At 58.7% G+C, this 25,500-nt stretch carries 21 protein-coding genes and 1 pseudogene; 9 read left to right on the forward strand and 13 right to left on the reverse strand.

The genetic code is table 11. The features are described from left to right. Nucleotides 1-88 precede the first annotated feature (88 nt). Nucleotides 89-1,171, forward strand: a complete 1,083-nt coding sequence (locus tag ACQ4N7_RS20830; protein ID WP_430713414.1) for a class I fructose-bisphosphate aldolase — start codon at nt 89-91, stop codon at nt 1,169-1,171. On the opposite strand, the gene ACQ4N7_RS20835 is transcribed toward ACQ4N7_RS20830, so the two are convergent. Then, nucleotides 1,132-2,121, reverse strand: a complete 990-nt coding sequence (locus tag ACQ4N7_RS20835) for a methyltransferase domain-containing protein (protein ID WP_430713415.1) — start codon at nt 2,119-2,121, stop codon at nt 1,132-1,134. The two genes, ACQ4N7_RS20830 and ACQ4N7_RS20835, sit on opposite strands and share 40 nt — an antisense overlap. 458 nt (nt 2,122-2,579) lie before the next feature. Between ACQ4N7_RS20835 and ACQ4N7_RS20840 the strand changes: the two genes are divergently transcribed. Continuing rightward, nucleotides 2,580-3,107, forward strand: a complete 528-nt coding sequence (locus ACQ4N7_RS20840; RefSeq protein ID WP_430713416.1) for a pentapeptide repeat-containing protein — start codon at nt 2,580-2,582, stop codon at nt 3,105-3,107. A gap of 106 nt (nt 3,108-3,213) precedes the next feature. Here ACQ4N7_RS20840 and ACQ4N7_RS20845 read toward each other — a convergent pair whose 3' ends face one another. The 3 genes from ACQ4N7_RS20845 to ACQ4N7_RS20855 form a co-directional block, all read right to left on the reverse strand. Further along, nucleotides 3,214-3,639, reverse strand: a complete 426-nt coding sequence (locus tag ACQ4N7_RS20845) for an acyl-CoA thioesterase (protein WP_430713417.1) — start codon at nt 3,637-3,639, stop codon at nt 3,214-3,216. 45 nt (nt 3,640-3,684) lie between these two features. Continuing rightward, the gene (locus ACQ4N7_RS20850; RefSeq protein WP_430713418.1) at nt 3,685-5,079 is read right to left on the reverse strand and encodes a peptidoglycan DD-metalloendopeptidase family protein; all 1,395 of its coding nucleotides are present in this window, start codon (nt 5,077-5,079) and stop codon (nt 3,685-3,687) included. Nucleotides 5,080-5,187: 108 nt separating this feature from the next. Further along, nucleotides 5,188-5,958 (reverse strand): biotin--[acetyl-CoA-carboxylase] ligase, encoded by a 771-nt coding sequence (locus ACQ4N7_RS20855; protein WP_430713419.1) that lies wholly within the window; start codon nt 5,956-5,958, stop codon nt 5,188-5,190. A 374-nt stretch (nt 5,959-6,332) separates the two neighbouring features. On the opposite strand from ACQ4N7_RS20855, the gene pgeF reads away from it, so the two are divergent. Further along, nucleotides 6,333-7,145: a peptidoglycan editing factor PgeF gene (gene pgeF / locus ACQ4N7_RS20860; protein WP_430713420.1), complete on the forward strand. Its 813-nt coding sequence runs from the start codon at nt 6,333-6,335 to the stop codon at nt 7,143-7,145. A gap of 14 nt (nt 7,146-7,159) precedes the next feature. On the opposite strand, the gene ACQ4N7_RS20865 is transcribed toward pgeF, so the two are convergent. The 5 genes from ACQ4N7_RS20865 to ACQ4N7_RS20885 all read right to left on the reverse strand — a co-directional run bounded on the left by ACQ4N7_RS20865 (nt 7,160) and on the right by ACQ4N7_RS20885 (nt 14,456). After that, nucleotides 7,160-8,893: an Ig-like domain-containing protein gene (locus tag ACQ4N7_RS20865; protein ID WP_430713421.1), complete on the reverse strand. Its 1,734-nt coding sequence runs from the start codon at nt 8,891-8,893 to the stop codon at nt 7,160-7,162. A gap of 2 nt (nt 8,894-8,895) precedes the next feature. Then, a complete protein-coding gene (locus ACQ4N7_RS20870) occupies nt 8,896-9,693 on the reverse strand; it encodes a TIGR03943 family putative permease subunit (RefSeq protein ID WP_430713422.1) in 798 nt (265 codons plus the stop codon). Nucleotides 9,694-9,758: 65 nt separating this feature from the next. Beyond that, the gene (locus ACQ4N7_RS20875; protein ID WP_430713423.1) at nt 9,759-10,781 is read right to left on the reverse strand and encodes a permease; all 1,023 of its coding nucleotides are present in this window, start codon (nt 10,779-10,781) and stop codon (nt 9,759-9,761) included. A 300-nt stretch (nt 10,782-11,081) separates the two neighbouring features. Beyond that, complete coding sequence (locus ACQ4N7_RS20880) at nt 11,082-11,951, reverse strand: aldose epimerase (protein ID WP_430713424.1); 870 nt, start codon at nt 11,949-11,951, stop codon at nt 11,082-11,084. 117 nt (nt 11,952-12,068) lie between these two features. Beyond that, nucleotides 12,069-14,456, reverse strand: a complete 2,388-nt coding sequence (locus tag ACQ4N7_RS20885; protein WP_430713425.1) for a CapA family protein — start codon at nt 14,454-14,456, stop codon at nt 12,069-12,071. Nucleotides 14,457-14,770: 314 nt separating this feature from the next. Between ACQ4N7_RS20885 and argF the strand changes: the two genes are divergently transcribed. Next, on the forward strand, nt 14,771-15,688 hold the full coding sequence (argF, locus tag ACQ4N7_RS20890; protein ID WP_430713426.1) for an ornithine carbamoyltransferase: 918 nt from the start codon (nt 14,771-14,773) through the stop codon (nt 15,686-15,688). A 129-nt stretch (nt 15,689-15,817) separates the two neighbouring features. On the opposite strand, the gene ACQ4N7_RS20895 is transcribed toward argF, so the two are convergent. Further along, nucleotides 15,818-15,976 carry a chlorophyll a/b-binding protein gene (locus tag ACQ4N7_RS20895; protein WP_430713427.1) on the reverse strand — a complete coding sequence of 53 codons (159 nt, stop codon included), beginning with the start codon at nt 15,974-15,976 and terminating at the stop codon, nt 15,818-15,820. A 111-nt stretch (nt 15,977-16,087) separates the two neighbouring features. Between ACQ4N7_RS20895 and ACQ4N7_RS20900 the strand changes: the two genes are divergently transcribed. The 3 genes from ACQ4N7_RS20900 to ACQ4N7_RS20910 all read left to right on the forward strand — a co-directional run bounded on the left by ACQ4N7_RS20900 (nt 16,088) and on the right by ACQ4N7_RS20910 (nt 18,769). Next, entirely contained in the window at nt 16,088-17,002 is a 915-nt protein-coding gene (locus ACQ4N7_RS20900; RefSeq protein WP_430713428.1) for a S66 peptidase family protein, read from the forward strand. 88 nt (nt 17,003-17,090) lie between these two features. Then, nucleotides 17,091-17,795: a rhomboid family intramembrane serine protease gene (locus tag ACQ4N7_RS20905; RefSeq protein WP_430713429.1), complete on the forward strand. Its 705-nt coding sequence runs from the start codon at nt 17,091-17,093 to the stop codon at nt 17,793-17,795. 257 nt (nt 17,796-18,052) lie between these two features. After that, complete coding sequence (locus ACQ4N7_RS20910; protein WP_106867918.1) at nt 18,053-18,769, forward strand: response regulator transcription factor; 717 nt, start codon at nt 18,053-18,055, stop codon at nt 18,767-18,769. 9 nt (nt 18,770-18,778) lie between these two features. On the opposite strand, the gene ACQ4N7_RS20915 is transcribed toward ACQ4N7_RS20910, so the two are convergent. Together ACQ4N7_RS20915 and ACQ4N7_RS20920 are read right to left on the reverse strand one after the other, a co-directional pair. Further along, nucleotides 18,779-20,059, reverse strand: coding sequence for a hypothetical protein (locus tag ACQ4N7_RS20915; protein WP_430713430.1), 1,281 nt, complete (start codon nt 20,057-20,059; stop codon nt 18,779-18,781). A 537-nt stretch (nt 20,060-20,596) separates the two neighbouring features. Beyond that, nucleotides 20,597-21,259: an L-threonylcarbamoyladenylate synthase gene (locus ACQ4N7_RS20920; protein ID WP_430713431.1), complete on the reverse strand. Its 663-nt coding sequence runs from the start codon at nt 21,257-21,259 to the stop codon at nt 20,597-20,599. Nucleotides 21,260-21,283: 24 nt separating this feature from the next. On the opposite strand from ACQ4N7_RS20920, the gene larC reads away from it, so the two are divergent. Then, nucleotides 21,284-22,690 (forward strand): nickel pincer cofactor biosynthesis protein LarC, encoded by a 1,407-nt coding sequence (gene larC / locus ACQ4N7_RS20925; protein WP_430713432.1) that lies wholly within the window; start codon nt 21,284-21,286, stop codon nt 22,688-22,690. Nucleotides 22,691-22,692: 2 nt separating this feature from the next. Here larC and ACQ4N7_RS20930 read toward each other — a convergent pair whose 3' ends face one another. Further along, a complete protein-coding gene (locus tag ACQ4N7_RS20930; RefSeq protein WP_430713433.1) occupies nt 22,693-24,042 on the reverse strand; it encodes a hypothetical protein in 1,350 nt (449 codons plus the stop codon). 1,301 nt (nt 24,043-25,343) lie between these two features. On the opposite strand from ACQ4N7_RS20930, the pseudogene ACQ4N7_RS20935 reads away from it, so the two are divergent. Next, nucleotides 25,344-25,500 (forward strand): annotated as a pseudogene (locus tag ACQ4N7_RS20935) (photosystem II q(b) protein); the annotation flags it as partial.

A 25,500-nucleotide genomic window follows, 5' to 3' on the forward strand; every position in this document is an offset into this window, starting at 1 on the left:
CATTAAACCCCGCCTAAAGAGTAGTTCCACGCTTGCCAATCTCTGGGCTAAGGTTTAAGTAGTCTGCGCTGTAATTCAGGTCAATGCTATGGTATCTGCCCTATCATCCCCCAGTACGATCGCCGACTGGCTCGGCCCCGAGGCCGATTCGCTGCTCGACTATGAGGCCAAAGTTTCAAAATCGATGCTGCACCTGCCAGGGCCAGACTGGGTGGATAGAATTTTTGCCCAGAGCGATCGCAACCCTCAAGTTCTCCGCAGCCTGCAGCAGCTCTACAGCACGGGCCGCCTGGCCAACACCGGCTATCTCTCCATTCTGCCGGTCGACCAGGGCATTGAGCACTCCGCTGGGGCCTCCTTTGCGCCTAACCCCATGTACTTTGACCCGCAGAATATCGTTGAACTGGCGATCGCGGGCGGCTGCAACGCCGTCGCCACCACCCTGGGGGTGCTGGGCAGCGTATCGCGTCGCTACGCCCACAAAATTCCCTTCATTCTCAAGCTCAACCACAACGAGCTGCTCACCGCCCCTAACCGCTTTGACCAGGTCATGTTTGCCGATGTCGAGCAGGCCTGGAACCTGGGCGCGGTTGCTGTCGGGGCCACCATCTACTTTGGCTCCGAAGAGTCAACCCGCCAAATTCAAGAGGTCAGCGCCGCCTTTCAGCGGGCCCACGAGCTGGGCATGGCCACCATTCTCTGGTGCTACCTGCGCAGCAGTGACTTCAAACAAGACCAGGACTACCACACCGCCGCCGACCTCACCAGTCAGGCCAACCACCTGGGCGTCACCATTGAGGCCGACATCATCAAGCAAAAGCTGCCCACCAACAACAACGGCTACGGAGCCGTAGCCAAGGCGCTGGGCCAGCCCTACGGCAAAACCCACCAGCTGGTCTACAGCGACCTCACCACCGACCACCCCATCGACCTCACCCGCTACCAGGTGCTCAACTGCTACGCCGGACGCATGGGGTTGATCAACTCCGGCGGTGGCTCCGGCGACAACGACTTTGCCGAAGCCGTGCGCACCGCCGTCATCAACAAGCGGGCTGGCGGCATGGGGCTAATTTCGGGCCGCAAGACCTTCCAGCGCGACTTCAAGGAAGGGGTGAAGCTGTTCCACCTGATTCAGGATGTGTACCTGTCTGACGCGGTCACCATTGCCTGAGGCTGACCGGGCTGGCTGGCCCGCACGGCGCGAAACATGCCAAACCGGCACAGCCCCGCGCCAAAGGCCAGCCGCATCAGCAGCAGAGTTGGCACTTCTCGTACCGATTTGATGAAGCCCGGCAGGCCAAATTTAACCAGTCCAGCGGGCCGGGCAATACCTTGCCAGATCGAGTCGAGCCAGGAGGGCAGCGTTTCCCTGGTCCAGTCGGCGGTGGTAACTTGCCCGGCTACCAGCCCAGTGGCCTCCAGCTGTTCGGTAAAGCCTTCAATGCTGGCAAAGGCCGGGTGCGACCACTGATCGAGCAGCTGGCGCATGACCGGCTTTTCCCAAGCGTTGAGGGGAATTGTGCGATCGTCTCGCTGGTTCCAGTCGGCGACCACCAGCACACCGCCCGGCTTCAGCACCCGCAGCAGCTCGCGGGCAAACACCGCCTTATCGGGCATGTGGGGGCCAGCCTCCACCGACCACACCACGTCAAAGCTGGCGTCGGGAAACGACAGCGCCATGGCATCGTCGACCTGAAAGCGAGCCGTCAGGCCCTGGGGCGTAAGCTGCTGCGCCCGCCGCACCTGGTTGGGGCTAATGGTGACACCAGTAACTGCAAAGCCATAGTCGCGGGCCAGAATCCGGCTGCTGCCGCCAATGCCGCAGCCCACATCCAGCACCGTAGTGCCCGCAGGCAGGCGATCGAGTCCGCCCCAGCGCACCATTTCGTGGACAAAATCGGCCTTAGCCGCTAAAAAGTCTTTGCGCCGGGGCGGGGAACCGTAGTGACCTAGGTGAATGTGCTCGCCCCAGTAAAATTCAAGAATGCCGTCGTCGGTCCACTGGTCGTAGGAATTGGCCACCGAGTCAGACGACTCGTAGCGACGGGGGGTAAGCAGGTATGCCCCTGCGCCTGCCGCCAGCAGCGCCAGAAGAATGCCAAGAATGCCGATTGAATTCATTTACGTATGAAGGGCCGCCGTGTAACGGTTTGTATCGTTGATTGCATTCCTATTGTGACAAGCTTGCGCCCCGCGATCAACTTGGGCGGGTTTAGAAAAGCCTTTTCTCCCAAAATAAAACCCCCGACCGAAGCCGGGGGAAACCCCATCAGGAGACGCCTATCTGACGTTTAAGTTAAAACAAAGCCGCCCTTTAAGCGCTTCTATCCAGACTATCGAACTACAGGCTATTTGGGGGAGCGCGCCACCGAGAATTTACGGAAACAATACGGCCATCTTTAAGAATTGCTTACAAAATTCGGGGGTGACGGCGGAGCACGCCCTGTTCTTTGACGGCGGCTGGCCCCGGTTGCAGCCTCTAAACTCTCTATGTACCTGGTGCTGAGGGAATTGAGCTGGCGCGATCGCTGTTCCCATGCGAATGTTAAAACTAAAACAGTTCGCCTTGAGGTATCTCCATGCCGTGGTTACCTAGTTTGCCGCCTGATCTGCTCAAGCGGTTCCTCGCGGCCATTCTGGGCCTAGCCCTGGGGTTTAGCCTCTGGATGGGGGATGCCACCGCGAACCCCAACTATCCACCACCCCTGTCCTTCAGCAACGCCGAACTCAAGGGCAGAGACTTTTCTGGGCAGCAGCTGCGGGCAGCAGAATTTTCGAACGCCAACCTGGAGCTGACCAACTTTAGCGATGCCGACGTGCGGGGAGCGATCTTCAGCGGTTCGGTCGCCACCGACGCCAATTTTCACGGGGCAGATTTCACCACCGGCATGCTCGACTCGGTTAGCTTTACCCGCAGCGACTTGAGCGATGCGGTGCTGGTTGACACCATTCTGCTGCGGGCCACCTTTGACGACACCGCGATCGCCGGAGCCGATTTTTCGGGGGCCATTCTAGACGGGGCCCAGGCTCGTCAGCTCTGCAAGACAGCGGCAGGGGTAAATTCAACTACCGGGGTCGCAACGCGAGATTCACTGGGCTGCCGTTAACAGCAGCGCTAGGGGCCAGGACGAGAGGTGAGCACAATAGCCGCGATCGTCACCAGAAACCCCACATAGCCTCCCACAAACAGCCACTCCTGCCAGCTACCTTCCATTACTGCTCCTCCTGAGGGGGTAAATCGCCCCAGCGGGTCAGCCACTGCTCCATCTCGGTAGACAGCGGGTGGCGGCGGCGGTCGGCCACCGAAATACAGACGTGGCGAGTCACTGCCTGGGCTGCCAGCGTATCCCCAAGCTTCAGCTGATACTGAATCTCAAAGCTGCTGTCATCCAAACGGGCGGGGGTCAGGTGAACGGTAACGCGATCGCCGCAGTGCAGCGGACGACGGTAGTCAATGCTGGCATGGGCGATCGGATAGGCGAGGGTCTCAGCTTTAAAGAAAGTGCCCAGATCGATCCCAGCGGCGGCCAGGGATGCTTCGTAGGCACTGTGGCACATCACCAATTCGTTGGCAAAGTACACCACCCCGGCCCCATCGGTTTCGTGGAACCGCACCTGATGCTCGACGACGTAGACCATCGCAACTACGTCCGCCCTGGGACAGCCAGATGGCGAATGGTCATCCTAGCTGGCATTGGGCTGGGCCGGACGGAAGGGATAGTCAGCCGGTAGGCTCTCCTCGGTGGCTGCCGCTTCGGCTCCGTCGCGACCCAGGGCCAGCAGCGGATTGTCGATGATTTCGAGCAGGTTGGCAACGCCATACTCCAAGACCTCAATTGGGTCGACAGCCGCCCAGCCATCAGCGGTAAGCTGGCGCATTTCAAAGTGCAGGTGAGGGCCAGTGGATGTGCCCGTGCTGCCCACCAGACCGATCACTTCGCCCTGCTCAACCCACTCTCCGGCCTGTACGGCCAGCTGAGACAGGTGAGCGTAGCGAGACTCTAGGCTGCCGTCGCCGTGGCGCAAAATCACCGTCAGGCCGTAGCCGCCCAAAAAGTCAGATACCGACACCCGCCCAGCCTGGGTAGCCAGTACCGGAGTACCCAGAGGGGCAGCCAGGTCGGTGCCCGAGTGGAACCGCCAGCTCTGGGCAATCGGGTGCATACGCCAGCCAAACAGCGACGAAATTGACGCCGGCACCGACAGCGGAAACACGTATTCTTCATTGCCGCGCCGCAAGACATTGAGGGGACGCAGCTTTTCGTTGAGGGCCTCACGACTGACGATGGTGGTACTGCCCAGCCTTACTCCTTGGGAGCTAACGGCAACGGGGCCTACCCGAATTTCGCCCTGTCCAGCGCTGCTGGATGTAGAGCCCTGTGCGGCTGCGGCTGTAGCCGCACAGGCATTGCTGGGGCTGGTTTGTCCGGCGGCGACGGTAATTTGGCAGCCGCTAGAGCGTTCTGCAAAAACTACATTTGGCGCTCCACCCGATTGAGCCGTTGGGGCCTGAGTAGCCCCGAGGCTGTAGTTGGTGGGGTCGATAAAGACGCTGTTGTAGCCTGCGGGCACTGACTCATCGGCGGCGATCGCCTCGGGTACCGTAGACTGTGGCACGACAGCTTCGGGCATCGCGGGGGCGGGGGCCGCTGCAGCCGCTGGCTCAGGGGCACTGACCGCAGCGGGAGCCTCGGCTGTGGTCTCGCTCGCTACTGAGGTCACAGGGGGCTTCAGCAGGCTCTCAGCCATTGTAGGGGCCGACGGCTGAGCCGGAATGGTAACGGTAACAGCCGCTGGAGGGGGAGGGGGAACCGGAGAGAACATCGGCGAACTCGCTGCAGGGGGGGATGTCACAACGGCTGATGCAGACGGACGCTGAGGGGTAAAGTCAGGTCGCGCTGCTGAGGGCAAAGGTAAGCTTAGAGTCGTTTGGGCGCTGGGCCTGTGGGCACTGCTGATCCCCGGCTTGAGATAGTCAGCGGAGGTTTCGACTGGCCCCGCTTGCCCAGACACACTGTTGGACGCATCGGGGGCATCGGGGGTTCCAGCGAGGGCTAACCCGCTGTGGGTTACTCCCATACCACCTACTAACATCGCTACTTGTAGCCAGGCTACCGACGGATAAACTCCGGAAAGTTTACGCGTTTGAATAGGCTCTAAGTTAATTTTTTTCACCATAATCAGCCGCTACGCATTGTAGCCCAAAGTTACTTTACCTGGTTCAATCTCCAGCGTCTTGACCGCTGGTATGTCGCTGGCGGTAGGGGTTAGCTGCACTCGCAGATTCCCGGAGGGGGCTACCCCAATCACCTCTGCTGGCCTACCTTCTACGGTCACACCCTGGCCTAGATTGGCCAGACGAGCCTGGTAGTCAATCAGAAAGGCGTCATCTCCCTGGTTTTGCCAGTGGAGATATCCCTGCATTAGGCCATAGAGGGCGATCGCGGCCAGGTCCTCCAAGGTATTCAGCGGGCCAGAGGCCAATTCCGGTCGAATTAGCTGCTGAATGGAGGTGCCGGTGGCAGGTACCGGATTAAAGCCATTCAGCCCCAGCCCAATCACCACGGTTTGAACCCTGCCGCCCTCCAGGTGGGTTTCGGCCAGCACACCGCCCAGCTTTTTGCCCCCCACCACCAAATCGTTAGGCCACTTAACCTGTACCGGCAGCCCCAGGTTCGCCAGGCTGGTGGCTACTCCCCAGGCGCTGGCCAACGTCAGGTAGGGGCTGCGGGAGGCCGGCAGGTCGGGCTTTAGCCCCAGCGATAGGTATAACCCTCCTACAGGAGACTGCCACTGCCGCCCCCACTGGCCGCGCCCGGCCTGCTGCGTTGCCGCCACCAATACCGTACCCGCCGGAGCGCCCGCCGCCATCATGTCAGCCAGCGCCCGGTTGGTGGAGTCGGTTTGCTCGACCCAGTGAAGATAGAATCGCGGGCGCAATGCCTGGTAACAGGGCATTATTCCCAGCATTTTAGAGGGCTGCTCTACAGCCTGACGGAGTCGATCTAGGCTCACCCGATGATCATCCTGGAGTTTGTATAAGTTAAATTCCAGCCCAGAAATGGAGTTTTGCCGGTGGAAAAACTCCGGCACCCAAGCTGGGCTTGGATATAGAAATCAAAATAGGTCGTCAGCAATACCGATTACGCTACCACCTGAAGAAAATCTGCAGAGGCGACCTGGGCTGCGCCAAAATAGAACTTGATAAAACGCTGCTCTTGCTTAACGTCTGCTCTACATTAGCCAGCGAGACGACCAGCGAGATTGACCCAATCAATTGACCAGAGGCGCTGTAGCATCGTACTGGCATCACCAACGCCTTGGGGGGCAAAATGGCAGACTGGCAATGGCAAACCTGGCAGGGGCAAGACTTTCTTACCTGTGACCTGCTGCAGCCCTGGCCCCACGGTTTTTTTACTCGGCAGTTTTGGCCCCAGACGCCTGAAACCCTGACGGCATCGCTGGCGGCAAATGCAGCGGTGCAGCGGGTGAAGCAGGTGCACGGCAATCGGGTGCTGACTCCCGCCGATCTGGCCGCCGCTGTGGAAGGGGCAAGGGCGGAGGCCGACGGCCTGATCAGCGTTGGCGCAGCCTCTCCAACGGAGAATCGCGCCCGTCAGGCCCTCTGGGTGTGCTCAGCCGACTGTAGCCCCGTGCTGATTGGCGATCGCGCCACCGGGCAGGTGGCGGCTGTCCATGCGGGCTGGCGCGGCACGGCCCAGGCCATTGTGCCAGTGGCGATAGGCAAGCTCCAGGCCCAGGGCATCCGCCTCGAAGACCTGGTGGTGGCGATTGGTCCGGCGATCGCTGGCGAGGTCTACCAGGTATCGGTAGATGTGGCCGCCGCCGTGGGGCGCACGCTGGTCAGCGATGCCGCTGGCAGTGACGAGGCCGTGGTCAGAGCACTGCTGCAAGCAGACCATTCGCCGCTGCGGGCCGATGACACCCCAGGCAAGGTGCGGCTGGACGTGCGCCAGGCCAACGCCCGGCAGCTAGAGCAGCTGGGGCTGGGCCGCGATCAGGTGGCGATCGCCCCCCACTGCACGTTTCAGGAGCCCGATCGGTTTTTCTCCTACCGACGCACGGGAGAAAAGCAGGTGCAGTGGTCGGGCATTGTTAGCCGAGACCCAGTTGAACGGCCCTAGCAGGGGCGATCCGCCTAGGGTAGCCAGGTCGCCTGAATGCCGCTAAAGGGAAATGTCTCTGGATCAACAACGGTCGGAGCCGTGATTGGCTCCTCTGACTCCTGCGCTACAGTATCAGCCGCATCGCCATCGCTGGTGTCAGCAGGGTCAGCCACTGCCGCATTGTCGTCTTGAGAACTGTCGGAAGCGTCGTTCGGCGTGTTCGTCAACGCATCGCTGCTGTCGCGGTTAGCGGTATCGCCACCAGCAGGCTGAGACACCAGCGGCAGATGCCAGATCTTAGGGTTCTGGATAGGGTCAGCGGCGGCGGCCTGGTCGGCTAAATCTAGCAGCAGCGATCGCCCGTCGGGGGCTACGCTCATGTGGATGGTCTGCAGCAGGGGCAGCCGCAGCAGCGGGCTAACCTCTCCATCGGCCAGGGTAATCGCCAGCAGCAGGGGCTGCTCAACATAGGCATCAGCCGTTTGCAGCGTATCGCTATCCGGCGGAGCATCGACCAGTTCGCTGGCCAGCACGTAGAGCACCTGCCGAGCAGGGTCAAACTGGGCCTCCAAAATAGCCCCGCTGACCTGTAGAAGCTCCTCTTCACGGCCCTGGTTGGTGACTAAAAACAGCGATTCGGTAAACCGCTTGTCGGGGTCATCCTGGTTGAAGTTGACCATGGCTGCCGCTGACCCATCGGCGGCCAGATCCAGGACGCGACCGTAGTTGGGCAAAAAGTCGAGGGGTTGACGCGGCCCGCGGGTGGGTTCTTCTCCCAGGTCGATGATGGCGGTCCCCTGACCCTGCAGCAGCAGCAGTGACTGGCTGTCGGGAGCAATCAAAAAGTCGCCACCGGGCTCGGTTTCAATAGGGGTAGGGGGTTCTCCGGCCCGCACCAGCCAGGGGCCAAAGTCGGCTGGGTCCTGCTGATTGACCCGCTGCACCACAATGGTCTGCCCGTCAGGCGATAGGTCAAATTTGAGGTTTTGGTAGTTGCGGCTGTCGAGCACCAGGGTAGTTTCACCCGACTCGGGGGAGGCCTTCTGGGGCAGTAACCGCCGCCACAGGGGGGGGCGCTCGTCCATAAAATCAACTGGTGGGCGGGGAGTAATGCCCGTGGTGACGGTGTAGATTTGCTGATTGAGCAGACTGCCGCCCTGACTGCTGTCGCTGGCTGAGAAGAGCACCTTGTCTCCCAGCGGGTAGGGCTTAAAGGCCAGCACCGACAAATTTTTGGGTGTCAGAATGGTGCGCTCCTGGCGACCTAGATCGGCCAGCACCAGACGGTTGGCCTCGTCGCCCTCGGCCCCAATGTACAAAAAGGCCCGTCGTCGGCTTTGAAACTGGGCCTGAAAAGGTTCAAAGCGGCTGGGGCGATCGCGGCGGGCCGCATAGCGATCGCGGGCCTCATCGAGGCTGAGCGTAAACGACTCGCCGTAGGGCAGCGGATCGGTCAGGGTGTAGGCCATTCGCCGCCCGGCCCAGCTCACCTTGCCAGGCAGCGGCGGATCTAGGGCGAGGTTTTTCTCCACGCTGGCCACATCCATGGGGCGGCTAAAGGTAATTAGAAAGGCTCGATCTTCAGTGCCTACCTGGCGGTCTTGCCAGGTAAAGTCGCGCACCCGTGCTGTGGCATGGTCGCCCGAGAGAATGAGCAACCCCATGACCAGGGCTAGACCAGTCATAACCGCCAGGGCTAAGCGGTCTAAAGGCTGAACGCGAGCCAATCTTGAACTGCGGGAGCGACGAGAGCGACGACGGGCCATAGCTAATATTCGTAGGGAGTGCGCGGCTCAGGGATTTCGGTCAGGGTAGCAGACCCAATGGCGAGCTGGCGCTTGCCGTCGAGGGTAGTGGTTTGCATGGTGCCCTTGATCTCGAGCCAGGTGTCGGGGGCCGGGCGCGCGGTGCCTGCCGGCAGCTCCACGGGCAGCCCCACTGGGTAGGCATCGGCGGCACAGCAGGTCAGCACAAATCGCGAAATCATGATGAAGCTGTCGGGCCAGTCGGGAATGTGGGTGACAAAGCCGCTCACCACCGCGCCCTGCCCGGCATAGGCGTCGGGTTCGGGGTAGACGTTGAGGGTGCGCACCCAGTCCACGATGGTGCGGGTCTCAGAATCGCCGCCGAGGGAAAACCGCTGGGGCCGCGATCGCGTCTGCCCCAGCACGTCAGTAATGCCTCGCTGAAACGCCGTCTCGCTGGCAAAGGGGCGGGGAGTATAGATCAGGCCAAACACCGCAATGGCAATCAAGAGCACGCTGCTGAGCTGACGGGGCAGCAGCGCCAGGTGTTCTTGGCTGCGGGGAGCCGGGACACCGCGCTGACGATAGCTCGACCACACCTGCACCGCACGAGCTACGCCCATGGCCAGCAGCAGCACCATCGCCAGGTGAGCCAGCCACATGTAGTCGGGGTGCAGCAGCAGGTACAGCTTGCCCGTTACCGTAAAGCGCAGCAGCATCAGCCCCCACAGCAGCAGCATGGCAGCATCAACCAGAGCCTGCCAGGGCAGCGATCGCCGACCCGGGGCGCGAGAACCGTTAGCTTGAGGGATAGAGGTCATGGATGCGAGTCAAAACGACGCAGTCTCAGACGATAATCTCAGACAATCGACAAAGGAGCCCAGCGCTACCCCGTGTACAGGTTCATCACCAGGGTCAGCAAAAAGGTCAGCTGGGCCGCCAGCACAAACAAATAGACAATGGCACGCCCCTTAAACACCGTCAGCAGCAGGCTGATGTTTTTGAGGTCAATCATGGGGCCAAACACCAGAAAGGCCAGCAGCGCCCCGCTGGTAAAGGTAGACGCAAAGGATAGGGCAAAAAACGAGTCTACCGTCGAGCAAATCGACACGACCCAGGCCAGGGCCATCATGGCCACAATTGAGGTAACTGGCCCCTGCCCCAGGCTCAAGATCACATCCCTGGGCACAGCGACTTGAACAAAGGCGGCGATCGCGCTGCCGATCACCAGCACCGCCCCCAACTCTCGCAGCTCCAGCACCATGTTGTCGACCATCAGGCGCAGCCGATACATCAGCGGCGGCGGGGCCACCGCCACCTGGGCCAGCACCTGGGCCGGAGGGGCATCGAGCTGCAGCACCTGACCCGGCGACTGCATTAAAAAGGTACCCGACTTAAGCAGAGGCGATCGCTCAGGCTCTGGTGGGGGCGCGACGGCAGGCTCAGGCTCCCCCATCATACGGGTGAGGTTGTCCTGCAAAAAGGGGCGCACATCGGCCTGGGCGCTAAAAATTAGGGCGATCGCAACCGCTACAATCAGGGTAAATCCCACCCGCAAAAACACAATTTCTGGCTGGTCACGAAAGGCGATCCAGGTGGCCCAAAAGACTACCGGGTTCACCGTTGGCGCAGCCAGCAAAAACCCGATCGCCACCGCCGTGGGCGCTCCCTTGGTCAGCAGTCGCCGCGCCACCGGAATGTTGCCGCATTCGCAAACCGGAAACAGAAAGCCAATTAAACTCCCCGCCAGCGCCGCCAGCACCACGTTCTTAGGAATAATGGCCAGCAGCTTTTGCTCATCGACAAACAGCAGCAGCACGCTCGAAAAAATCACCCCCAGCAGCAAAAAGGGCATGGCCTCGACTAGCAGGCTAAAAAACAGCGTGATGCCGTTGTTGAGTTGGGTCATAGAACCAGCCGTGATGGAAGGAAATTGTCCTGGCGGGTAGTTCCCTTCAGGCAGAAGCACATTTTAGCGGATCTTGATGTCCCCTGCCTGTTCGCGGGGATCGCCCTAGCCTGAGGCGATCCCCAGGTTCGGTGCGGCTTCCCAAACCAGCAAGGTCAACCCCTGACTCCTAAGGTTGGGCAACTAGAAACAGAGACCACAACTAATCCAACGTCAGTAACTCCGGATCAAAATAGTCCGATGTCGCAGTGGCAATTAGTTTTTGCCACACCAAAGTCGCTCCAGGAACTAATGGTTCCGCTACAGAAACGCGATCGCCATCTGCACGGTGGTTTCTAACGTCTGCTGAGGGTCAATGACCAAAAGATTCTCGCCCGTATTTAAAGCGTTGCGCGGAGCTGTCCAGGGTTCTAGGCAATAGTAATCTTTCCCCTTCACCGTCCAGAACACCAGCTTGGTGTAGTCGGCGCTCCAGGAGAGGGTTAGCCGCCGTCCCAGGTGATGGTCGGTAACCGTGGCGGTAGTTGCCGTCAGCCCCTGAAATGCCAGATCGATCTCGTCCTGGCTAAAGTCAAAGCTGCCGCCAAAAGCCTCTACCCCGCCGTTCAGGTGGTTACGGAACTCGGATGAGGGAATGTCAAAGGTGAGCTGAGACTTGTCTTCCACTAAGAAATAGGGGTGTAGCCCGGTGGAAAAGGGCATAGGCTGCGTGGAAAGATTGGTGAACTGCTGCTGCAGCTCCAGACTGTGGCCCCGCAGCTTAAAGGTAAACGCCAGCTTAAACTCGAAGGGATACCGGGCCAGGGTGGTGTCGTTGTGGGTCAGCTCTAGGGTGAGGCTAGCCCCGTTGGAGACATCCTGCTGGGTCACCTGCCAGGGCAAATCGCGGGCAAAGCCGTGCTGCTTGAGGCTGTAGGTTTGCCCCTCCAGGCTGTACTGGTTGTCGGGCAGGTTGCCGCAAATTGGAAATAGAATGGGAATACCGCCCCGTACCGAAAGCTCTGGGTTGGTAAAGCGATCGCGGTCAAAGTAGAAAACATCTTGGCCTTCGACCTGCCAGCGAGTGGCAATGCCGCCGCGATCGGGCACCAGTTCGAGACGAGCATCGGTATCGGTGTCAGAAAGAACGTAGGTGGGCGGGGAGTCTGCTTTTAGAGCAACGGCGAACACGGGGCACCTCAGCGGCAGTATGGCTAGACGTTATCACGACGCTCCCAAGGCAAGGGTGCTCGGGCAGTGCAATTTGTCCTTAACCTCACAAATGCCTTAATCAGGGCGTTTGAGGCTTCAATCTACCGCCTCTGGCGCTACCGGTGCAGGGCTTTCAGGTACAGCATCGGCCCAGCTAGAAATCTCACCCACAACCTCAATCGCTTGAGCTTGAGCTTTTGGCGGCGGGGTCAGGGCGGCTACGGGTTTTTCGCTGCCCAGGTTGGGCTGAGGGGCCGATATTTCAGTATCAGAGCCACTGCCTCCCGATCGCTGGGTTGGCACTGGCTGAAACTCGCGCTGCTTTGGCGATACCTTGGGTCCCCACTCCAGCAGCTCTTCGTTGAACTCTACCTCTACTTCTGGCTCAGTGCTCGATTCTGGCTGCGCTCCCGATTCTGGCTGTGTTGCTGGTGTGTCTATAGCCTCGGGCACAGGAGACTCGGGCACAGGCGCTGGGGCCGCTGGAAGGGAGGGTTGCTCGACCTTTTCACCCGGTTCGGTCAACGCCTCGGGCGATCGCTCCGGTTCAGGCTTGACCTCAGGCTCAGCCTTCTGCTCAGGCTCTAGCTCCACCGGCAAAATATCTTCAGCTTCGGGCGACACAAAGGGGCTGCTGGGGTCGCTAACGGTCTCTGGCGACACCTCTGGAGCCTTGAGATCGAGCACTACAGGAGACTTCAGCGGCTTGTCAAACTGTGATGAAGCGTGCTCAATGCGCTGCAAAACCTCCTGGCTAGCGTCGCCCGTTAGGGTCTTGGGCTGAGAGTCGCGCACCCGCACCGGCACCAGCTCAACCTGCATCTGGTCGTCTTTGAGCGACACTTTCAAAACGGCAGAATCTTGATTTTCAACTGGCTCACCAGGGTGAAAGACAAAGTCTCCTAACGAGTAGGCAATCGGCCGCCCTTTATAAATTTCTCCCCCCTGAATAACGGTCGGGTGGTAGCCCACAACGACATCGGCACCCTGATCGATGGCCAGGCGAGCCAGGTTAGTCTGCATAAAGTTGGGCTGCTCGCTGAGGTGGTCAACCCAGCGGAAATTCACCACAATCCAGTCCACCTCGCTGCGCAGGGCCTGAATATCAGCCACAATTTCGGGCATGTTTTGGGCATTAAACCCGGCGCGATCTTTAAAGGCCGTGGCGGCTTTGAAGGTTTCGACTTCTTTTGCGATCGCCTTGTCGTCAGCCCCAGCCCGCTCCTTGAGCACGTCGGTATCGTGAGCGGCGTTGCTGCCCCCCATGGCGTAGCTCAGGTAGGCAATTCGCTTCCCTTTGACGTCGATCACTTCGGGGCGGCGGGCTTCTAGCGCGTTGCGCCCGGCCCCAATTCGGTAGAGGCCCTTGCTGTCGAGCGTCGTCAAGGTTTCGTCTAGGCCCGCCGCTCCGTAGTCCATCAGGCGGCTGTGGGTGAGGTTGACAATATCAATACCGCTGTTGACCAGCAGATCAACCGCATCGGCGCGGGTCTGATGACGCAGGCCTTCTTCCAGGTTAGTGGCCGCCGTTGCCAGTGGCGTCGCCAGGTTGACCAGAGCCAAATCGGCCTCGCTATAGTCGGCAACGTCGGCAAAAAAACCGCCGGGGGCCGTCAGAGCATCGGGAGCAATATCCTCAAGGGAAATATCACCGCCAAACAGAAGCGTGACATCATCGCTAGGGGCGGGCGTCAGCGTTGGGTGAGTAATCACGCCAACCGGCTCAAGGGCCGCATCGACGACCGTGGGTCGATGGGTTAGAGATGGCGCGGCGGGCGCAGCCGGGGCGCTGGGCCTGGCAGAGGGGCCTTCCACCAGGGCCGTCACCTCGTTTTCTGCCCCTGTCGCTATCGGGGCGGCCGGAGTTTGGCCCCCGCGAGCAACCTTGCTCTGCACCTCAGACTGCGCCGAAAACTGGGGCAGCACGGGGGAGGGAGTCGCAATAATCACCTCTAGCAGACAGCCCATCACAAAAGCCGCCACCGCCGACCCCGACAGCACGAAGGTGCGCAGCGTCTGCAGGTGCCGACGCGACAGTCCCTTAGCCGGACGTGGTGAACGAATTTGAGCCGGCAGCGGCGAGGGACGCTGGAGCCTGGCCCTAGCCTGTAGCTCGGCCTGATGGCGCTTGAGGGCCGGGGTGACAATCTTAATCCGCTGCTGCCATAGCACCCGACGGTGGCCCAGGGGGCGAGCGATCACCCAAATGCCTTCAATTAGCTCAGAGTTCAGCAGCCAAACTCGGTGACACAAAAACCGCAGCAGTCGATCTTTGACCGGCGGCTGCTGAAACTCCACGATTAGCTGCAAACAGCCGGGGCGATCGGCCCGCACCTGGACAAAAATGCCGTGGGCCGCCAGGGGCTGATTCAGCCACAGAGCGATGTCGCGAAAGTAACCCGCCGCTGCCCGTTCTCGCACCGTAGGAGGCTGAGGTAACGGCTCCAGGGATATCGGCCGAGGAGGAACAACCGCACTAATCATAGGAATGCAAACACCGATAAAACAGCATCACCAGAAGTGGCTGAACAACGCTCTGTAGGTCGACCCCAAAGACCGAAACTAGAGACCGAAACCAGAGGCCGAAACCGCCACGGCAAATGCGATGCCCCAATCATAATGCAGACTTGAAAGGGCGGCACATCCATCCCCCTGCTGATCCCTAAAAGGTTTCAATTGAGCCCAGCAGCGGTCCGGCAGACAGTTGCGCTAAGGTTTTGCCCCTGCCGATACAGACCGGCACAAGGCTTCCCCAATAATCTGCTAATGTCTTATTTTTACGAACCCTGCCTATGGCTATGCCACCCCTGAGCGGCCGTGATCTGCTGAGTTTGAGCGATCTCAGTGCCGACGAACTGACCGAACTCCTTGCCTTTGCCACTGAGCTTAAGTCCGACAAGCACCACCCCCAATTTCCGCAGAAGGTGCTGGGTCTGCTGTTTCGCAAAGCTTCGACCCGCACCCGAGTCAGTTTTTCGGTAGCGATGTACCAGCTGGGGGGGCAGGTGCTGGACCTGCATTCGGGGGTTACTCAGGTGGGCCGGGGTGAGCCGACCAGCGATACTGCGCGGGTGCTCGATCGCTATCTCGATGTGGTAGCCATTCGCACCTTTGATCAGGCTGAAATTCAAGAATTTGCCGACTACGCCTCTATTCCTGTGATCAATGCGCTGACCGATTTAGAGCACCCGTGCCAAATCCTGGCCGACTTGCTCACTATTCAAGAAGAGTTTGGCACCCTTAAAGGCCTGACGTTGACCTATTTGGGCGACGGCAATAACGTCGCCCACTCCCTGCTGTTGGGCTGCGCTATGGCGGGCATGAACGTGCGGGTCGCCGGCCCCACTGGCTATGCCCCCGATCCGGCCATCGTGGAGCAGGCCAATCGGCTTGCCCAGGGGCGGAGTGATGTGCTGGTGACAACCGACCCCGAAGCCGCTGTCAAAGAAGCCCAGGTGCTCTACACCGATGTCTGGGCCAGCATGGGGCAAGAGGCAGAGGCGGGCGATCGCCTGCCGGTATTTCAGCCCTACCAGGTGAACGAGGCGCTGCTAGCAAAGGCCAGTAAAGATGCGATTGTGCTGCACTGCCTGCCCGCCCACCGGGGCGAAGAAATTACCCATGAGGTGATTGAAGGTGCTGCCTCCCGCGTGTGGGACCAGGCAGAGAACCGAATGCACGCCCAGAAAGCCCTGCTGGCCAGTGTTTTGGGCTGATTGAGAAACTTTGATGAGGAAGATGAGGGTGTAAGGATGATGAGGAAGGCCAAGGCACTACTCCATCTGTCTCCTCATCGCCCCATCTCCTTATCTTCTCCATCTTTTTAGCTACACCTGGCTACACCTCTAAACTAGATTCAAAAAATGCAGCACTCCCTGGCCACTCAGGGCTTCAATAATGATGGCGAAGGCAAAGCCCAGCATAGCTAGGCGACCGTTGAGACTTTCGGCGGTAGGGGTAAAGCCCCACTCTTGAGATTCAGGAGAATTAGAGGAGTTAGCCATAGGTTTCTCTACGTAACGTTTTGCCAATGTAAAGCCCTGTGGATATGTAACGCTTTGTTAAGAAGTATAGCAAGTTTGCTCTGGAGCTAGAGATTGAACGCCGATACCCCTATGCCCAAGTCATTGTCATCGCTGCGCCACCCGCCGCCGCTGCGAGGGGGCGATCGCCTGCGGGTGATTGCCCCCAGCGGTGCCCTGCGCGAGCTAGAGCGCTTTAACCAGGGGGTAGAAGTTTGGCGCAGCTGGGGATTTACGGTCGATGTTAGCCCCGGTATCAGCGATCAGTGGGGCTACCTGGCCGGGTCTGACGTCAATCGCCGCCAGCAGCTCGCTCAGGCCCTGGCCGACTCTACCTATCGCGGCATTCTCTGCGCGCGCGGGGGCTATGGGGGGACCCGTCTGCTGGAGGGCTGGCAGTGGCCCAAGGCGCTGACCCCCAAGTGGCTGATCGGCTTTTCTGACGTCACCAGCCTGCTGTGGAGCCTTGGCCAGCAGGGCATTGCTGGCATTCACGGGCCGCTGCTGACCACCCTGGCGGCAGAACCCGAGTGGTCGCAGCAGCGGCTCAAACAGGCCGTGATGGGTTACCCGCTCCCGGCCCTGCACGGCCAGGGGTGGGGCAATGGTCAGGCGCTGGGGCGGCTGTGGCCCGCCAACCTAACGGTGGCGACCCACCTGCTTGGCACTCCCCATCAGCCCGACCTGAGTGGCGCTATTCTGGCTTTTGAGGATGTCACCGAGGCTCCCTACCGCATCGATCGCATGCTGACCCACTGGCGCATGGCGGGCCTATTCACCGGGGTTAAAGGTATTGCCCTGGGCCGCTTTAGCCGCTGCGAACCGCCGGAGAACGTACCCAGTTTTGCGGTTGCCGATGTGCTGCGCGATCGCCTGGGCGATTTAGGCATTCCCGTAGTGGCGGAACTGCCCTTTGGCCACGACGGCAGCAACGCCGCCCTGCCGGTAGGAGCGATGGCCCGCCTGGATGGCGACGCGGGCAGCCTTGAAATTTTGCCCCAGGCCTAGGGGGTAACCTGGGGCGCATGCGATCGCGCCTGGCGGCCAATCTCGCCAAATAATGTCTCTACAATAAAATTACGTATCAGGTATCGCCGTGGTTCCCCTTCGTGACGACAACCCTACCAGCATTACCCCGGTTGTTACCTATGGGCTAATTGGTCTCAACATCGCCGTCTTTGTGTTTCAGCTGGGCCTGTCGCGGGAGGGCCTCGACAATTTTTTTGACGCCTGGGCGCTAGTGCCGAACCAGCTAACGGCAAGCTTTCAGGGGGCGCTAGAGGCCCCGGCCTCGGAGTGGATCACGCTGGTCTCGTCGCAGTTTCTCCACGGCGGCTTTTTTCACGTGGGGGGCAACTTGCTCTACCTGTGGGTGTTTGGCAACAACATTGAAGATCGGCTGGGGCACGTCAAGTTTTTAATCTTCTACCTGGGCTGCGGCGCTCTGGCGGGTCTGACCCAGTGGGTGTTTGACCCCTCGTCTGCGGTGCCAACCATTGGGGCCAGTGGCGCGATCGCAGGGGTAATGGGAGCCTACATTCTGCGGTTTCCCCGCGCCTATATCGTCACCCTGATTCCGCTGATTATCTTTTTCACCACTATTCGCATTCCGGCGATTTTTTTTCTGGGGTTTTGGTTTGCCCAGCAGGCCCTGTTTAGCATCGCCAGCCTCAGCACCGAAACCAACCTGGGTGCGGGTGGGGTTGCCTACTGGGCTCACTCGGGGGGGTTTGTGTTTGGGTTAATTTTGGGGCCGCTGCTGGGGCTCATGCAGTCAAGCCCGGGGGCGTCTCGCCGCTAACCGAAGACCCTCGTCTGGCCACTTTAGAATTCTGGCCACTTTAGAATAGCGATGCCCACCGACCAGGGTGGTAACTTCATAAACTTCTCGAGTAAGCTATGGAATTATTTATGTTTTTATGGCTGATGCCGTTCAAAGTGAGTGAAAACCCCTAAAAGGGTATTGAGTGCTCCTGCTGCGGCCAGTGCCGTACGATAATTCCCCAACGGGTTCCTGACGCTCTCATCTAACCAGTCAACTTATAGAAAGGTACGACCATGGCGGAAGCCAAGATCCTCGTTGTCGATGACGACCCCGCAATCCGCAACCTGATTCATCGGTTCCTAGCCAAGCAAGACTATGAAATGGAGTCGGCTGAGGATGGCAAAAAAGCCCTGGCGGTATTTGAGCAATTCACCCCTGATCTGGTGATTCTCGACCTAAACTTGCCCGATACCAATGGCTACGACCTCTGTAAAGAGATGCAGTCGCGCACTGGCGTGTTTGTGCTCATGCTGACCAGCCGCACCGACGAGTCGGACAAAATTCGCGGTTTTCACGAAGGGGCCGACGACTATCTTACCAAGCCCTTCAGCCTGGGTGAGCTAGAGGTGCGGGTTGGGGCTATTCTCAAGCGTCAGCGCCCGGTTACCGCTGCCGAACAGCAGTGCCTGACCTTTAACAGTCTGGCCATCGACCCGGTACGGCGCGAGGTTATGCTCAACGAAGAAATGGTGCCGCTAACGGCGCTGGAGTTTGACCTGCTGCACTTTTTAGCCAGTCACCCCGGTCGGGTGTGGCGGCGGGCCGAGCTGATTCAAAAAGTTTGGGATTATGACTACGTGGGCGACCAGCGAGTCGTGGATGTGCACGTGGGCCAGATCCGCAAAAAAATTGAGAAAGACACCACTCAGCCGGCCCTGATTCAAACGGTGCGGGGCGTGGGCTACAAGTTTGAGCCCCCCGGCACCGAATCTGAGGCGATCGCCGGTTAACCGCTCCCCTCAGCCCGCCTCTGCCCCCCGCGCCTGATTGCGAAACGTCCAGGCCAGTTTAAGCACCTTAGTCCAGTTGCGCTGTACCTTTTTTGGCGTCCAGCCCAGGGCTTGGGCGATCGCCTCGTCAGTCAGAGCCGCATCGCCGATCTGCTGCTGCTTGAGCGTCAGAAACCGGCGGTAGTCGGTGGTTAAGGTAGCCAAAAAATCAGCCCATTCTGTGGAGGTCATGCCCAGGCGAGCCTCCAGGTTGGCCCCCAGCCACTGGTGCACCAGCTGCCACTCGTGCTGCTGGGAGAATTTTTCGACGTGGTACTTAAAGCGCTGCTGCAAATAGTCGCGTTCTCGGGCCGAGAGGCCCAGAATATCGTCAATTTCGGCAGCGGAGCAGTCCTGGAGCTTGAGCACCAGGTAATTGACACAGTCGGGCTGATTTTGGGCCTTGAGATACTGCATCAGGGCGTGGATGACGCGATCGCGCATCACCCCATCGCCGGGATCGCTACTCTCGGCCATCATTTTTTCGCGCACCTGCTGCACAACCGAACTGCGCGCGTGCGACTCAGCCGCCTCGGTCTTGGCCCCCTCGGTGACCAGAGCCATATCCACCGATGTCTCGGCGGGCTGACGGCGGCTAAAGGCCTGAGCCCGCAGCACAATCAGCTGCTGACTGCCGCCCCGCAGATTGATGCGGCGTTTCGCGTACTGCTCACTAAAGGCCATATACTCCGCCAGCTCCAGCTGGGTGCGGGGGGTATAGGTGGCGGGCAGGTTATGTTCTCGCCGAAAGGCGTTCAATACCTCGATGTAAAAGTTCTGCATAAAGTCTTCGAGCAGCGCGTAGCGGCCCTTAAACCCCAGATGGCTGCCCTGGGGAGCCACATGGCGGTAGACAATGGCGCTCAGGCTGCTGTGCAGCTCCACCCGACCCCGGTGAGAGCCCATGTCGTAGTAGGTCAAACACTTGCTCACGCGATGACGCACCAGGGCCATCTGCCAGTGGTTAATATCGCCCGAGGCCTGAATGCGATCGCTGAGAGCGCAAATGCGGTCAATTTCTGCGGTCAACCGCTGCATCACTCCAGTCAGCCCCCCAGGCCGCCGCTGCAGGTGGGCCATGAACTGGTCTCGCACCAGAGCCGCCACCGTCGGTGCAGGGCCTTCGTCTCCTGCGTGAGAGGCCGATGCTGGAGACAAGTCTGGAGCCAACTTTGGGGACGGTTCCGGGGGCGGCGGTGTAGTCCCAGGAGATGATGGGGGCATGGTAATGCAGGTAGATGCGGTCTTCATAGTTACCCAATCCTAACAACGACACCGATATCGGGAATAGCCAGTCGGGCCAATCGCTCAGCTGGCTGCGGCACAAGTTGCCAACCCCAATCGGCTTGCTGTGTACCTCCCAGCCAGCTGCGGCGATTTCTCACGCTCTGTGCCAGCGGTAAAATCTGCCCGCTGCGACCGCAATCCTGCTGTCCTTGCTCTGATGGATTTTAAGCCCAGGTTGTGCCGCTGCTTTCCCTGGTCGTCAAAGGTTTACTAAATTTTTGTCGAATCGATGAAAGCCCTGTGGCGCGGGGGCATAAGCTTCGATCGCCAGATCCGCTGTTACCGCCTGAGTGCCGACAACGTGGCTAGACGACCTGGCCACCCAGCCCGCACCCACCGCCAATTCGCAGAGTGCCAGTTGCCCAGTTGCCCCTGGCGCTGGGAACTGGCATCAAGTAGCTGCTAAACGCTCAAATCAAGCTTTACAGCCCCTAGCCTGTTCTTGGGGGCGGGCCTGGCAAGGCTATACATCCGGCTTTTGGCCACAGTTGATGACATGCCCTAGGCCAGCTGAGCACCCCAGTCGAGCGCCATTTCCCAATCCAGCCCCTGACGCACAACCAACGGCTGATCGCCCTCCATATCGAGAATGGTCGATACTTCATAGGCCAAGGGCTGGTCGTCGTCCACAATGACGTCGACCAGCTTTTCTAAGTTGTCAAACATCACCATTTTGTCGACCGGCTTGTCAACGGCTCGTCCCGAGTCTGCGGCGGGCAGCAGCGTCAGGGCCGAGGTCGAAATCACCGGGTTTTGCAGGGTCTCGACCAGCGAGAGGCAAATGGGATGGTTGGGTACTCGAATGCCCGTAGTTCGGCGCTTGGGGCTCATCACCAGGCGCGGCACCTGACGAGTCGCGGGCAGCAAAAAAGTAAACGGCCCCGGAATCAGCCGCCGAATCAAACGGTAGGCACTGTCGCTGACTATGGCATAGTCGGCAATATTAGATAGCGAAGCGCATAAAAAGGTCAGCGGTTTCTCGTTGGCCAGCTGCTTGATCTGGCGCACTCGCTGCACCGCCCCTTTATGATTCAGGTCGCAACCAATGGCGTAGACTGTGTCTGTGGGATAAAGTGCCACCGCTCCCTGCCGCAGCGCCACCGCGATCGCCTCCATTTTGCGGCTCTGTGGGTTGTTGGGATGTAGCTTGTAGACTGTTGCCATTGCCCTTCCCTTTCTATTGTTCTGTTGAAAACGATAGCTTACCTTGACTGCCCTACCGGCATCGCGGGCGATATGTGTCTGGCTGCTCTGGTCGATGCGGGCGTGCCCCTGAATTACCTACAAACCCAGCTGGCCAGCCTGGGGTTAAACGACGAATTCACACTCTCGGTCGCCCCCGTTCTGCGCCAGGGGCTGCGCGCCCTCCAGGCCCAAGTTGTAGTCAAAGCTACCCCCGGTCATCCGTCAGGGCATTCCCCAGCGCATCATGACCACCACCATCATGACGGACAGCACCAGCACCGTCACACAGTCCATCACACCCGAAACCTGCCCGCGATCGAGCATCTCATCACCCAGGCCCACCTGCCCGATCGCGTCCAGCAGTGGAGCCTAGCGGTGTTTCGCACGTTGGCCAAGGCCGAAGCTGCCGTCCACGACATTGCGATCGATCAGGTCCATTTCCACGAAGTGGGAGCTACCGACGCCATCGTCGATATTGTTGGCACCTGCCTCGGGTTCGACTATTTAAATATCGATACCCTAGTGTGCTCACCCCTGCCCACGGGACGGGGGCGCGTCAAGGCGGCCCACGGCTGGCTACCCGTGCCCGCTCCCGCCGTGCTCAAGCTGCTGGAGCAGCACCAGGTGCCCCTGTACAGCAACGGTCTCGATGGCGAACTGATTACCCCGACTGGGGCGGCGATCGCAACAACCCTGGCCCAGCGCTTTGGCGATCCTCCAGCCATGACCCTGCACCGTACCGGGTTGGGGGCCGGGGGCAAATCGCTACCTGTTGCCAACGCTTTACGCCTGTGGATTGGGGTCACTGATTTGGCCACAGGCTCGGCCACAGCCCAGGTATTACCGCCTCCTGAGTTGCCATCTACAACCCTGCCCTTAGCAGAACAGCCCCCAACAGAGCGGCTAGAAAAGGCCTCAGATCCAGAGATTCCCTACGATCTAGACACCGTCATTTTGCTTGAGACGCAGGTAGATGACCTGGTGCCTCAGGCCGTTGGCTACCTCTACGATCGCCTCTTCAGCGCCAGTGCCCTAGACGTCTTTACCCAGCCCGTAGCGATGAAAAAATCGCGGCCCGGACTGCTGATTACCGTTATCTGTCGCCCTAGCGATGAGCCTCAGTGCATCGATATTCTATTTTCTGAAACCTCTACCCTAGGCATCCGCCGTCAGTCTCAGCAGCGATGGGTGCTGCCCCGGCAGTTCAAGACCCTCCAGACCCCCTACGGGCCTGTCAACCTAAAAGTGGCCTACCATCCCCAAACCCAAGCCGTTCTCAACGTCCACCCTGAATACGAAGACTGTGTAGCTCTAGCCCGTCGCTACGGCCTCTCCTGGCAGGTGGTCTACCATACTGCACTCAGCACCTGGTATCAGGCGTCTCAGCCGACTCTGCCCCCACCAAATTGACGCTATTCTTCATCTAAAAAGGCCTCATCCCAAAACGGCGAGTCCTCCTGGATGAGCTCATCAACCGCCGCAGGCAGTTTGGTATAGGGATGTTTTAGCGTTTGGGAAAAAATTCTAAAGGCCTCTACGCCCTGGTGTTCTGTAAGAAACTCAGCCTTAAGTTCACGCCCATGGGGGTCTACCTTAACCAGGTTGTACTCAATGTTGTCGCCGTAAATAGCAAAAGTAATCTGAAACACCTCTAAAAAATTAATGACCCACTGACATTGGCTGCGGGGAAATTGCTCATAGTAGCGAATTAGACTGGCAATTCTAGCCTCCAGGTAAGGCAGCGTATGACGCGAAACCAGCACTAGCTTAAGTAAAATAATGGCCAGCGTCAGAGCATTTCCTTGCGAGAGCACCAGCGAAAATAGAGGCGATGGCTGCTCTTGATCTTCCGTCATGAGGTAATCAACTATCCGGTTGCACGTGCGCAGCACCAAAGATGCATCCAAAGGCTGAGGCTCAAACTCAGCGTACAAATCAACCAAACGAGCATCGAGATGATCCTGAATTTGTTTTGAAATCGGGTTACTGTTGACGGTGTAAAGCAGGTAGCGCGTCAAACTAACCTTAAACTCGCCGTAATTGCTCTCTTTGACCTGGGCTAAGAACAAGCGGGCCAGATTCTTATAGCTAAAATCGCCTCGCCTTGCCACGATGGCCTTAACCAGCCGGATGGCGCTATCTCCCAGCACCGTGGGGTTTTCTATAATACGCCCGTGGGCCTGCCCCGACTGGCCGTAGGCCGTATACATAGCTAGCTCAAACTTGAACTTGTCTTTTAGGCGACGGGAGAGCGCCCGAGCCGCCTGACGTTGCTCAATCGGATTGGCCTCGTTAACGTACTGCGGCACCAACAGGTAGGATGTATAGCGGCTGGCCCATTCATCAGGACGATTGAGGGTGCGCTCCTCTGCGTAGCGCGCCGCAAACAGCCGCAGTTCCTCAAAATCATGACTTTCAGTAAATCGGATTAACCAATGGCGCAGCCGCTTCAGGGTTGGCGACAGGGTACGGCGCTGGATCAACGGATCCGAAAAAATATCTACCAGGCTCTGAATGGCATCAAACTGCCGAGCAACTTCCCAGTTGTTGACAAGGATATAACAGCACCGCTTGATGGTATTGCGGAACTCCTGCTCATTATTGGCAAACAAAATAACGTGGAGAGCGGGTAGCGTCTGGGAACTAACTGAGTCAGTATGGTGAATAAAAAGATGTCTAAATTCTTCTAAAACATCTTCAGGATGCCAAATTTTGACAATTTCAAGCAAAAAATCGTAAATTACCTGTTGCGCCTGAGCCAACGTTAGCCCAGGGCGTGAATCATAGTCGCTTGACTCCATTGAGTGGTATCTTGACACAGCTTCCCGAGACATTGGTTCCTCAACTCAACCCCGGCAACAACCGGAGTTAACTCGGAGCTAAAGACCTTTTTCGAAGGTATTGACTAGCTGTCAACACATCCTATTCGCAGATCTTGCCCTTGTACCTTCCCGCTCTGCTGGAGTACAGCAGCGGCCATAGTCAAACCAGCTATAGCTGTTGAAGGCTGGGTTCTACACGTTGAACCCGACAAACCCTAAACCCAATGAACCCGATGGTAAATTCACGCTCCCAAGTCAGCTAGTCCTAACCAGGCTCAGCCTACAAGGCGTGCACTCATATATTACAGATGCGATCGGGCTTTAAGTAGTTGCCATGGATCATTTGTGTAAACTAACACAGCACAACACCGCCTTTAGCCTAATCAGCCATTGTGCTGAGCGTAATCAAAATCACACTGTTGCCAATCGAACGGTTACTTGCTGAGGAGTATAAAACCTTACTGGTAACTCAAATGGCTAAACTACAAGCCCTTCTCCGTAGTCACCAAAATTTGGCGACTGAGGGGTCAGGCCCTACAGGGGACTGTACAAAGAATACTACAGGCATTCTGCTGTGCTAGACCAAAGTTTGGCGAAAGCCAGGTCAGCAAAGAGCTATACAGAAGAGTTTTCTTAATCTGAGAATGCTTTCTACAACATGCGGTATGGGGGCGGAGGGGCTCGAACCCTCACGACCGTTTAAGGTCAACGGATTTTCATTCTCCCGCAGCTTTCGCTGCTGCCGGGCCAGAGCATAACCCCAACCAGGTTTTGAGAATTGGACCCTCCCTTTACCCTCGTCTTTACGTTAGGGTAGCTCCCGTCGGGCCTCTGCACCTTCTGGCGTTTGGTTCTCGCCAGCTTGGCTCAGGATTGCCATGTCCAGCTTTGGTGTAAGTACGCTACGCCTCTTACTGGAGTTAGGTTTCCCTGAGTTTGAGAGCTTCCACTTAGCAAATTTCTTCGCTAAGGCTCAGTTTTCTAAGTCCGTAGCGTCTACCATTCCGCCACGCCCCCTAGCGGCCTATATCACAGGCCCTCTGCCGTTGCTCCAGCCCTGCAGGCAGAACAAGACAGATTCCTATTCCATCACCAACCGCACAGGATTGCAACTCTCCGCGCTCTAACCTAGCGCCAAGATTATTTTTTGCTGGAGTCTATTTAGGAATATGTGCTATTGTAACGGTAGCTGAAGACACTCTCAGCTAAATACTTAGTACATTTACCTGGACTAATACATCATGACCACTACTCTACAGCGGCGCGAAAGCGCCTCCCTGTGGGAGCAGTTTTGCCAGTGGGTCACCAGCACCGAGAACCGCCTGTATGTAGGCTGGTTCGGCGTACTGATGATTCCCACGCTGCTAGCTGCTACCGCCTGCTTCGTGGTTGCGTTCA

It is taken from the genome of Nodosilinea sp. AN01ver1, assembly GCF_050565655.1.
Taxonomy (GTDB): domain Bacteria; phylum Cyanobacteriota; class Cyanobacteriia; order Phormidesmidales; family Phormidesmidaceae; genus Nodosilinea.

What these genes read in the sequence shown, in the direction of transcription:
- ACQ4N7_RS20830 (WP_430713414.1), top strand. Translation starts at nt 89, where the DNA reads ATGGTATCTGCCCTATCATCCCCCAGTACGATCGCCGACTGGCTCGGC.
- ACQ4N7_RS20835 (WP_430713415.1), bottom strand. Translation starts at nt 2,121, where the DNA reads ATGAATTCAATCGGCATTCTTGGCATTCTTCTGGCGCTGCTGGCGGCA.
- ACQ4N7_RS20840 (WP_430713416.1), top strand. Translation starts at nt 2,580, where the DNA reads ATGCCGTGGTTACCTAGTTTGCCGCCTGATCTGCTCAAGCGGTTCCTC.
- ACQ4N7_RS20845 (WP_430713417.1), bottom strand. Translation starts at nt 3,639, where the DNA reads ATGGTCTACGTCGTCGAGCATCAGGTGCGGTTCCACGAAACCGATGGG.
- ACQ4N7_RS20850 (WP_430713418.1), bottom strand. Translation starts at nt 5,079, where the DNA reads ATGGGAGTAACCCACAGCGGGTTAGCCCTCGCTGGAACCCCCGATGCC.
- ACQ4N7_RS20855 (WP_430713419.1), bottom strand. Translation starts at nt 5,958, where the DNA reads ATGCCCTGTTACCAGGCATTGCGCCCGCGATTCTATCTTCACTGGGTC.
- pgeF (WP_430713420.1), top strand. Translation starts at nt 6,333, where the DNA reads ATGGCAGACTGGCAATGGCAAACCTGGCAGGGGCAAGACTTTCTTACC.
- ACQ4N7_RS20865 (WP_430713421.1), bottom strand. Translation starts at nt 8,893, where the DNA reads ATGGCCCGTCGTCGCTCTCGTCGCTCCCGCAGTTCAAGATTGGCTCGC.
- ACQ4N7_RS20870 (WP_430713422.1), bottom strand. Translation starts at nt 9,693, where the DNA reads ATGACCTCTATCCCTCAAGCTAACGGTTCTCGCGCCCCGGGTCGGCGA.
- ACQ4N7_RS20875 (WP_430713423.1), bottom strand. Translation starts at nt 10,781, where the DNA reads ATGACCCAACTCAACAACGGCATCACGCTGTTTTTTAGCCTGCTAGTC.
- ACQ4N7_RS20885 (WP_430713425.1), bottom strand. Translation starts at nt 14,456, where the DNA reads ATGATTAGTGCGGTTGTTCCTCCTCGGCCGATATCCCTGGAGCCGTTA.
- argF (WP_430713426.1), top strand. Translation starts at nt 14,771, where the DNA reads ATGCCACCCCTGAGCGGCCGTGATCTGCTGAGTTTGAGCGATCTCAGT.
- ACQ4N7_RS20895 (WP_430713427.1), bottom strand. Translation starts at nt 15,976, where the DNA reads ATGGCTAACTCCTCTAATTCTCCTGAATCTCAAGAGTGGGGCTTTACC.
- ACQ4N7_RS20900 (WP_430713428.1), top strand. Translation starts at nt 16,088, where the DNA reads ATGCCCAAGTCATTGTCATCGCTGCGCCACCCGCCGCCGCTGCGAGGG.
- ACQ4N7_RS20910 (WP_106867918.1), top strand. Translation starts at nt 18,053, where the DNA reads ATGGCGGAAGCCAAGATCCTCGTTGTCGATGACGACCCCGCAATCCGC.
- ACQ4N7_RS20915 (WP_430713430.1), bottom strand. Translation starts at nt 20,059, where the DNA reads ATGAAGACCGCATCTACCTGCATTACCATGCCCCCATCATCTCCTGGG.
- ACQ4N7_RS20920 (WP_430713431.1), bottom strand. Translation starts at nt 21,259, where the DNA reads ATGGCAACAGTCTACAAGCTACATCCCAACAACCCACAGAGCCGCAAA.